Consider the following 8,773-nt stretch of genomic DNA (forward strand, 5'->3'; position numbering starts at 1 on the left):
CTAACACCAATCATTTATCGTTAATCATTTGCGATAAGCAAAAGAAAGGATCAGACATGAACTTAAAACCAATCGGAGATAGAATTGTTATTAAAAAAGCTGAAGCTGAAAAAACTACAGCTAGTGGAATCGTGCTTCCAGAAAGTGCTCAAGAAAAACCACAATATGCTGAAGTAGTAGCTATAAGCGCAGATATAGAAAACGACGAGAAGAAAAAAGATTCCCTAAAGGTAGGGGATAAGGTTATTTATTCTCAATACGCAGGAACAGATGTAAAGCTAGAAGATAGCGAATATATAGTTGTCAAATATAACGACATTTTAGCAGTAGTAGAAGCTTAAGAAGGAGAGATATAGATGGCAAAAGATATTAAATTTGGAAAAGATGCAAGAGATGGTCTTGAAAGAGGAATTGATAAACTTGCAAATGCAGTAAGAGTAACTCTTGGACCAAAGGGAAGAAACGTAGTATTAGATAAGGCTTATGGTGCACCAACAATCACAAACGACGGCGTAACAATAGCAAATGACATAGAATTAGAAGATAGATTTGAAAACATGGGAGCTCAACTTGTAAAAGAAGTAGCAACCAAGACAAACGATGTAGCAGGTGATGGTACAACAACAGCTACAGTCCTAGCACATGCAATCATCAAAGAAGGCCTTAAAAACCTAGCAGCAGGAGCAAATCCAATTGTCTTAAACAAGGGACTTAAAAAGGCAACAGACATAGTAGTAGACTACATCAAAGAAAACTCAAAAGAAGTAGAAGACAAACAAGCTATAGAAAATGTCGGTACAATCTCATCACAAGATGAAAACATCGGTAAGCTAATAGCAGATGCTATGGAAAAAGTAGGTAACGATGGAGTAATCACAGTAGAGGAGTCAAAAACAACAGACACCTACCTAGATGTAGTAGAAGGAATGCAATTTGACAAGGGCTACCTCTCACCATACATGGCCACAGACAACGAAAAAATGATAGCAGAGCTAGATGACCCATACATCCTTCTAACAGATAAGAAAATCTCAAATATCCAAGAAGTATTGCCACTACTTGAACAAATCGTTCAAGAATCAAGACCACTACTAATCATCGCAGATGATGTAGACGGAGAAGCCCTCACAACATTAATCCTAAACAAACTAAGAGGAACATTCAACGTAGTAGCAGTCAAAGCTCCAGGCTATGGTGACAGAAGAAAAGCCATGCTAGAAGATCTAGCAATCCTAACAGGCTCAACAGTAATCAGCGAAGAGCTAGGCATGGACCTAAAAGAAGCAACAATCGACATGCTAGGTTCAGCAAAGAAAGTAAAAGTAGACAAAGACAACACAACCATAGTAGAAGGCAAGGGCGATAAAGAAAAACTCGCTGAAAGAGTAGAAGTAATCAAAACTCAACAAGCAAGCGAAGAAAGCCAATACGAAAAAGAAAAACTAGCCGAAAGACTAGCCAAACTTGCAGGTGGAGTAGCAGTAATCAATGTCGGAGCAGCTACAGAAACAGAAATGCAAGAAAAGAAATACAGAATCGAAGATGCCCTATCAGCAACAAGAGCAGCAGTAGAAGAAGGAATCGTAGCAGGCGGTGGAGTAGTCCTAGTAGGAGCAATCGATAAGGTAGAAGCCCTAAGAGAAAGCCTAATAGGCGATGAAAAAACAGGAGCCCTAATCATAGAAAGAGCCCTAGAAGCCCCACTAAGACAAATAGTAGCAAACGCAGGCCTAGACGGATCAGTAATAGTAGAAAAAGTTAAAAACAGCGGCAAAGAAGAAGGCTACGACGCTTACAACAACGAATTCGTAAACATGTTTGAAGCAGGAATAGTAGAACCAACAAAAGTAACCAGATCAGCCCTACAAAACGCAGTAAGCGTAGCAGGAATGATACTCACAACAGAAGCCGCAGTAGCAGACATACCAAAAGAAGAACCTGCTATGCCAGCTGGCCCACAAATGCCAATGTATTAAAATTCAAATTAAAAAGCACTCCCTGTGAGTGCTTTTTAATTTAGATTTTATAAGAAATTTGATATATATTTTAACAGAGTGTGGAAATATTAAGTAGGCCCGTGAAGACCGTATCTATGCTTGTCCCAAATTATGAAGTAATTTGATGGTAAGCTAAATTTGCCCTAGCGGCCGAGCGAAGCGAGAATAAAGATTAGTATTGAAATCAATTTAAATCCTTGTATAGTATAATTAACCAAGAAATGATAATATAAGTCCATATTGGCACAAAAAAACCAGGAGTTGCAGCTCCTGGTTTTTTATTAGGTTAGTTATCACGTTTACTTTATCAAGCTTCGCTTGACCACTCCGTGGAGGGTCTCCCAGAGCCGACGGGCTAGTTTCTAGCCATTTGCAGATTAGGTGGCTAACCACTTCTGCCATGACGGATAAGAGAAATGATAATACAATTTCCATATTAGCATCTCTCTTCTGCTATCAGAATGGGTGCGATAACATTTTAATTATATCATAATATTATTAAAACATAAAAATAAGCCCGTCCTGCTCGTAGAACACCCCCGCGTCTATGCCTAACTCCATTTGTGAAAAGCCCGTCGGCTCGAGGAGACCAAATGGATGGTAGGCTTGATGCGTAGAAGAGCGGTTCGCAGCGAAGAGAGAAAGACCAGCATTACGCTGGTCTTTGTCTATTCATATTTTGCCCTATTTGCCTTTAGGACTTCTTCAGAGTGTTTTATTCTTTTTATTTCTTCATCATTTAATTCTAGCTCTAGGACTTTTTCAACTCCCTTTCTTCCTATAACACATGGAGTAGATAGGTAGATATCATCTATACCATATTGGCCTTCTAGGAGGCTTGCTACTAGGATTGTGGACTTTTTGTCGTTGACTATGGCATCTATTATCGAGCAAACTGTAGAGCCTATGCCGCATTGGGTGTGACCCTTGCCGTCTATTACCCTCCAGGCCCTCTCACGGACTAGGTTTTCGACCTCATCTCTTGAAAATTCGCAAGGATTTGCTTTGAGATACTCATCAAGGCTCATATTGCCTATAGCTACCCTAGACCAAGCCACAAACTGGCTTTCGCCATGCTCGCCAAGGGTTACACCCCTTACATCTTTTGGGTCAATATCTAAAAGCTTGGCAAGGGTTGTGTTAAGCCTTGTTGTATCAAGGGCTGTGCCAGAACCGATTACTCTTTCTTTCTCAAAGCCGCTTACCCTATAAACTAGATCTGCCATCAAATCGCATGGGTTGGATACGACTATAAATATCCCGTCAAAGCCAGCATCGACTACTTCCTTGACATAGGCTTCGACTTGGTCTTTATACATTACATATTCTTCAAGCCTATCTTTGATTCCATCAAGGGTCCCTGTGGCAAGAACGATTATATCCCTGTCGGCCATATCCCTGTAGGAACCTGAGCTCATCTTTACATAATGAGGATAAAAGCTTGAAGCATCCTCTATATCCATCGCTTGGGCCTTGGCTAGGCCTTCTTTCTTGTCATTAAATTTAATGTCAGATACTAGTCCCAGCCTTGCAGCAGTGTAGCCAACTGCAAAACCTACAGCACCTGATCCAATTATTCCTAATTTCATTTCTTTTCACCTCGCAAATTATTATACCAAAATATTCACATAATCCTACTCAAATATACAATTTGATATAAATTTATTAAAATACTTCACATCTGCCTAACTTGTGTTATAATCTAAGTAAGAATATATTGTTTTATCATTCTAAGAAAGGAAATAATATGGACGTATACGAAAAAGCACTAGAAAAACACAAGGCTTGGCAGGGAAAAGTCGCCACAGAAGTAAAGGCAAGGGTAGAAAATGCCGAAGATTTAACCTATGCCTACACACCAGGTGTAGCAGCACCATGCAGAAAGATTGCGGAAAATCCTGACGATGCCTATATCTATACATCAAAGGCCAATACCATAGCGGTAGTATCAGACGGGTCAGCAGTCCTAGGTCTGGGCAATATTGGGCCAAAGGCAGCCCTACCAGTCATGGAAGGTAAGGCAGTCCTTTTTAAGGAATTTGGAGATGTAAATGCAGTTCCAATTGTCCTAGATAGCCAAGACCCTGATGAAATCATAGAAACAGTCAAAAACATTGCCCCAGGCTTTGGTGGTATCAACCTTGAAGACATTTCATCACCTAGATGTGTCTACATAGAAAATAAACTAAAGGAAATTCTTGATATACCAGTCTTTCACGATGACCAACACGGCACAGCCATTGTCACAGCAGCAGCCCTTATTAATGCCCTAAAACTAGTAAATAAAAAGATCGATGAAATAAGAGTCCTAGTCTCAGGAGCAGGTGCAGCAGGCTACTCAATAACCAAGCTCCTAATAGATTTGGGTGTAAGGCATATCATTGTTTGTGACTCAAAAGGCACCATCAACAAAGACCACCTAGCAAGTGATAACCCAGTCAAAAGGCAAATTGCAGAAATTACAAATGAAGAAGACCTCAAAGCCAGTCTCAAGGCAGCCATCAAGGGCAAAGACGTCTTCATAGGTGTATCAGCAGCAAATCTATTAGATGCCAAGGACATAGAAAACATGAACGATGACCCAATAGTTTTCGCCATGGCAAACCCAGTCCCAGAAATAGACTACGACCTAGCAAAATCAGCAGGAGCCAGGGTAGTAGCCACAGGCAGGTCTGATTATCCAAATCAAATCAACAATGTCCTAGCCTTCCCAGGCATTTTTAGGGGTGCCCTAGATGCTAGAGCTAGCCAAATCACTGATGCCATGAAGCTTGCCGCAGCCAAGGCCCTAGCCTCTATGGTAAGCGAAGAAGATTTAAACGAAGATCACATAATCCCAGGAGCCTTCGAAGAAGGCGTGGCAGCCCACATAGCAGATGCCGTAAAAAGTGAAGTTAAAGCCTAAGCATAAATAGGAAAATATATCCATAAATCAAGCCCCTAGCGTGGGGCTTTTCTTATTGAATAAGAGTCTTTAAACTAGTAAAATAATAAGGATTTGAAAAGTGTTTTAGATTTAGTAAAGAGGTAAAAATTGAAAAAAGATATAAAGCTAATAGCTTTTGATATAGATGGCACAATTATAAATAGCAAGGGCGAAGTTCTAAAGGAAAACAAGGCCCTTATAAAAAAATTAAAAGAGATAGGCATCAAAATCATCCTTTGCACAGGCAGGACCTTCAATGGCCACTGGTGGATAAGGGAAGAGCTTGATTTGATGGCCTATGACGACCTTTCTATCACATCCACAGGCGCCTACATCAGGAAAAACGCCACAGGCAAGGCCCTAATTGACAAGAGCCTAAGCAAGGCGGATGTAAGATATATCTTCGACCAAATCGATGACCCTAGGCTTCAGATGTCAATTCATACCAGGGATGTCATTTTTATTAATGAAGATAAGCCAAACGAGGCCTTCCTCAAGGACAAGGGCCTAGTGAGGATGCCAAGGCTGGCCTATGATAGCTTGGATGATATTCCTGATGAGATTGCCAGAGTTTGCCTATCAGCAAGCCCTCAAATCTTAAAAGACTTTGAGGATAAGCACAGACAGGCAATCGAGACGAGATTTAAATACATGAGAAATGCACCCTTCATCAGCGAAATCCTAAACCCTCTGGCTGGCAAATCTGAGGCCCTAAGAGATCTATCAGAGCTTACAGGCATTAATCTTGATAATATGATGTATTTTGGCGATGGCCTCAATGACCTAAAATCAGTCGAGCTTGTGGGTGTGGGAGTTGCCATGGGAAATGGAGCAGAGCCTACCAAAAAGGCCGCAGACTTTGTGATTGGCACAAACGATGAGCCAGCCATAGCAGATTTCATAAGAAAGTATTTGGATATAGATGAATAGATTTGTAGTCCTATCTTCAGGTTCATCTGGCAATACTAGCTTTTTATCCTATGAAGGCACCAAAATCCTAATCGATGCAGGCTTTTCTGGCAGGAAGATTGAAAATCTTTTGGCAGAAATTGGCGAGCACCCATCAGACCTTGATGGGATTTTCCTAACCCACGAGCATACAGACCACAGCCAGGGTGCTGCTGTCCTTGCCAAGAGGTTTAAGCTACCAATCTATGCCAACGAAGGCACTTGGAAGGCCTTTTTGCCAAAGACCAAAAATCTCAAGGATGAGTCGATTAAGATATTCAAATCCAATGAATTTTTAAACTTCAAAGCCATGGATATTTATCCAATTTCAACCTACCACGATGCCTATGAGCCGGTAGGTTTTGTAATTTACCTGGCCAATAAAAAGATAAGCCTAATCACAGACACAGGAGTAATTGACGAAAAGATCGCCTACCAAATAAAGGGATCTGATGTCTATTATATGGAGGCAAACCACGACCTAGAGGCCCTAAAGATTGGCCCTTATCCCTATAAGCTCAAGCTTAGGGTCATGGGCAAGATGGGCCACTTGTCAAATGACCAAGCAGCTGAGGCCCTAGGCGATGCTCTAGAGGGTAAGAATGAAGCGGTCTTCCTTTCCCACTTGTCAGAGACAAATAACACCGAAGCCCTTTCAAAAATCACAGTCGAATCCTATCTTAAGGGCCTAGGCCTAGACACAGACAAGGATATAGACCTAGAAGTAGCAAAAAGATACCAACCATCGAAAGAAATAATATTATGACAGACATAAAAGAAATAGAAAAATCACTTATAAAAAAATATAGAAAAGAAATATGGTCGCCCTTTATCAAGGCCATCAAGGAATTTGAACTCATAAGCGAGGGAGATGTAGTCGGAGTAGCAATCTCAGGCGGCAAGGATTCCCTAATCCTGGCCAAGCTTATAGAAGAACTCCACAAGCATGGCCCAGTAGACTTTGATGTCAAATACATCTGCATGGACCCAGGCTATGATAAGGAAAATCTTGACCTTCTTAAGCACAACCTAGAATATTTACAAATCCCAGCAGGCATCTACGATTCCAAGGTTTTTGACATATCAGAGACCCTCGCAGATGGAGGCAATCCTTGCTATCTCTGTGCCAGGATGAGAAGGGGATTTCTCTATGCCAAGGCAAAAGAACTTGGCTGCAATAAGCTGGCCCTAGGTCACCATATGAACGATGTCATCGAGACAATCATGATGAATGTCCTCTATGCAGGCAATTTCAAAACCATGAAGCCAAGGCTAGCCGCCCAAAACTTCGATGATATGGACCTCATAAGACCTTTATATTATCTTAAAGAAGAAGACATCATCAGGTGGAGGGACTTTGCAGGCCTTTCTGCCCTAGATTGTGCCTGCACAGTCACCAAATCTAGCTCATCCCACACCAGGGCTGAGATCAAAAAGCTAATAGCAGAAATTAAAAAAGATAACCCAGAAGTAGAAAAATCAATCCTAAGATCAGCAGAAAATGTCAACTGCGACATGGTCTTGGGCTACCAAATAAAGGGAGAAAAACACTCATTCATGGAGGAATTTAAATGATAATTGACCTAATCAAAGTCCTAATCCTATCTATAGTAGAAGGGGTCACAGAATTTTTGCCAGTATCATCCACTGGCCATCTAATCCTAGTCAACCAATTTGTAAAACTAACGCCAGAAGGCTTCTCAAATGCCTTCAACGTCATAATCCAGCTAGGAGCTATCCTATCAGTAGTTGTGATTTATTTTCACAAGCTCAATCCTTGGTCAAAGGAGAAAATTTCCTTGCCAAAAAAATATGACAAGCTAAATGGCCAGTCCAAGGCCTACTTTATATTAACCCATCCAGATGGCCAAACCATCAAATTATGGACAAAGGTAATAGTCGGAGTCCTACCAGCCATGGTCCTAGGTCTACTCTTTGATGATCTAATCGACAAATACCTTTTTAATCCAATCACAGTAGCAGCCATGCTTGTAATCTGGGGAATAATTATAATCTTAATAGAAAGAAAAAATAGGGGCAAGGAAGCCTTCGCCTACGAAAGACTAGAAGATGTCCCATACAAAATAGTCCTAGCCATTGGATTCTTCCAATGCCTAGCCATGATTCCAGGCACATCTAGGTCAGCTGCCACAATCATAGGAGCCCTCCTCCTAGGCCTAAGCCGCCCAGCCGCAGCAGAATTCTCCTTCTTCCTAGCCATCCCAACCATGCTAGGAGCCACAGCCCTAAAACTAGTCAAAAACCTAGCAGGCTTTACAGGATACGAATGGTTTTTAATCGCCCTAGGTATGGTCTTATCATTTATAGTGGCCTACGCCGTAATCAAGAAATTCCTAGCCTACGTCAAAAACAACGACTTCATACCTTTTGGTATTTATAGGATAATATTAGGAGTTCTTGTATTGGGATATTTTTTGGTGGTTTCTTATCCAAGATAAGATTATTTTAAGGGGGGCCCCTAAGGCCCCCTCTTTTTTTATCCAAGATAAATTATTTTAGGGGCTTTTGCCACTAATACCACATATTTATTATCCAAGATAATAGTATTATTTACTTTAATTCTTAGTAACTTAATCTCATAATTAATTATCATTATAAACATATCCCTTCGTTCAAGGGGGAATCCCTAGGGAACGTTTCGCACGTTATGGTACCCCCAAAAAGTTGTAGCTCAATTTCTTACAATACAAATATATTATAGATTGATGGTGGCCCTTTTCTATAGAAAAGGGCGATTTATCAAGATAATATACTGATTTTTTCTTTCGACCTATTTTCTCTATATTCTACTGGACTCATAAAGCCTAATTTCTCTTTTATTCGTTCATTGTTGTAATAGTCCATGTATTTAATTATTGCTCTTTCTAATTCTTTGTAGCTA

Annotated in this window: 9 protein-coding genes; 7 read left to right on the plus strand and 2 right to left on the minus strand. The window is 40.6% G+C overall.

All coding sequences use genetic code 11. The annotated features are described in order from the left end of the window. Positions 1-56: 56 nt before the first annotated feature. The gene (groES, locus tag NH286_RS00930; RefSeq protein ID WP_106461435.1) at positions 57-341 is read left to right on the plus strand and encodes a co-chaperone GroES; all 285 of its coding nucleotides are present in this window, start codon (positions 57-59) and stop codon (positions 339-341) included. A gap of 15 nt (positions 342-356) precedes the next feature. Continuing rightward, entirely contained in the window at positions 357-1,976 is a 1,620-nt protein-coding gene (groL, locus tag NH286_RS00935; protein ID WP_106461434.1) for a chaperonin GroEL, read from the plus strand. A gap of 689 nt (positions 1,977-2,665) precedes the next feature. Here the strand turns inward: groL and NH286_RS00940 are convergent. Continuing rightward, positions 2,666-3,586 (minus strand): lactate/malate family dehydrogenase, encoded by a 921-nt coding sequence (locus NH286_RS00940; RefSeq protein ID WP_265236141.1) that lies wholly within the window; start codon positions 3,584-3,586, stop codon positions 2,666-2,668. A gap of 158 nt (positions 3,587-3,744) precedes the next feature. On the opposite strand from NH286_RS00940, the gene NH286_RS00945 reads away from it, so the two are divergent. The 5 genes from NH286_RS00945 (at position 3,745) to NH286_RS00965 (ending at position 8,330) form a co-directional block, all read left to right on the plus strand. Next, positions 3,745-4,902, plus strand: coding sequence for an NADP-dependent malic enzyme (locus tag NH286_RS00945; RefSeq protein ID WP_265236143.1), 1,158 nt, complete (start codon positions 3,745-3,747; stop codon positions 4,900-4,902). Between the two features lie 129 nt (positions 4,903-5,031). Further along, the gene (locus tag NH286_RS00950; RefSeq protein ID WP_265236145.1) at positions 5,032-5,853 is read left to right on the plus strand and encodes a Cof-type HAD-IIB family hydrolase; all 822 of its coding nucleotides are present in this window, start codon (positions 5,032-5,034) and stop codon (positions 5,851-5,853) included. Next, the gene (locus NH286_RS00955) at positions 5,846-6,637 is read left to right on the plus strand and encodes an MBL fold metallo-hydrolase (protein ID WP_106461430.1); all 792 of its coding nucleotides are present in this window, start codon (positions 5,846-5,848) and stop codon (positions 6,635-6,637) included. The genes NH286_RS00950 and NH286_RS00955 overlap by 8 nt, the downstream gene beginning before the upstream one ends. Beyond that, positions 6,634-7,446: a tRNA 2-thiocytidine biosynthesis TtcA family protein gene (locus NH286_RS00960; protein ID WP_265236148.1), complete on the plus strand. Its 813-nt coding sequence runs from the start codon at positions 6,634-6,636 to the stop codon at positions 7,444-7,446. Before NH286_RS00955 ends, NH286_RS00960 begins: the two co-directional genes overlap by 4 nt. Beyond that, the gene (locus tag NH286_RS00965; RefSeq protein WP_265236150.1) at positions 7,443-8,330 is read left to right on the plus strand and encodes an undecaprenyl-diphosphate phosphatase; all 888 of its coding nucleotides are present in this window, start codon (positions 7,443-7,445) and stop codon (positions 8,328-8,330) included. Before NH286_RS00960 ends, NH286_RS00965 begins: the two co-directional genes overlap by 4 nt. 301 nt (positions 8,331-8,631) lie before the next feature. On the opposite strand, the gene NH286_RS00970 is transcribed toward NH286_RS00965, so the two are convergent. Continuing rightward, positions 8,632-8,773: IS3 family transposase (locus NH286_RS00970; RefSeq protein WP_265236166.1), on the minus strand; the 142-nt coding region annotated here is incomplete at its 5' end.

It is taken from the genome of Anaerococcus sp. NML200574, from assembly GCF_026131665.1.
In the GTDB taxonomy this organism is placed as follows: domain Bacteria; phylum Bacillota; class Clostridia; order Tissierellales; family Peptoniphilaceae; genus Anaerococcus; species Anaerococcus kampingae.

What these genes read in the sequence shown, in the direction of transcription:
- groES (WP_106461435.1), top strand. Translation starts at nt 57, where the DNA reads ATGAACTTAAAACCAATCGGAGATAGAATTGTTATTAAAAAAGCTGAA.
- groL (WP_106461434.1), top strand. Translation starts at nt 357, where the DNA reads ATGGCAAAAGATATTAAATTTGGAAAAGATGCAAGAGATGGTCTTGAA.
- NH286_RS00940 (WP_265236141.1), bottom strand. Translation starts at nt 3,586, where the DNA reads ATGAAATTAGGAATAATTGGATCAGGTGCTGTAGGTTTTGCAGTTGGC.
- NH286_RS00945 (WP_265236143.1), top strand. Translation starts at nt 3,745, where the DNA reads ATGGACGTATACGAAAAAGCACTAGAAAAACACAAGGCTTGGCAGGGA.
- NH286_RS00955 (WP_106461430.1), top strand. Translation starts at nt 5,846, where the DNA reads ATGAATAGATTTGTAGTCCTATCTTCAGGTTCATCTGGCAATACTAGC.
- NH286_RS00960 (WP_265236148.1), top strand. Translation starts at nt 6,634, where the DNA reads ATGACAGACATAAAAGAAATAGAAAAATCACTTATAAAAAAATATAGA.
- NH286_RS00965 (WP_265236150.1), top strand. Translation starts at nt 7,443, where the DNA reads ATGATAATTGACCTAATCAAAGTCCTAATCCTATCTATAGTAGAAGGG.